The following is a 248-nucleotide window of genomic DNA, read 5'->3' as shown; positions in this document are numbered from 1 at the left end:
AACCTCCGAGTCGCAAATGAAGTCACAGACCGTTTATCCAGCGGATGTGACCACCTGATTTCCTCTTTAGACTCAGGTGAGTTGACAGGAGCAGCCTACACAGCTGGTAAAGGTCTCTTTATAGAGATTATCATCCCCAGCATCAAGAAGTTACAAGCAGCGATAGATGATATCCAACTAGAGTTGACCTCCTACAAACATGCGGATGCCCAGGTCTCTGGATATGGTGATTTGGACCTAGACCAGCT

1 pseudogene is annotated in these 248 nt (G+C 47.2%); it reads left to right on the top strand.

The window, feature by feature from the left end:
- A pseudogene (locus HMPREF2701_RS09855) lies at nucleotides 1-248 on the top strand (virulence protein); the annotation flags it as partial.

This window comes from Streptococcus sp. HMSC077D04 (assembly GCF_001808785.1).
GTDB classification, from domain to species: domain Bacteria; phylum Bacillota; class Bacilli; order Lactobacillales; family Streptococcaceae; genus Streptococcus; species Streptococcus mitis_BX.
Note: the sequence above shows the minus strand (reverse complement) of the source record. Positions and strands in the feature narration are given on the sequence as shown.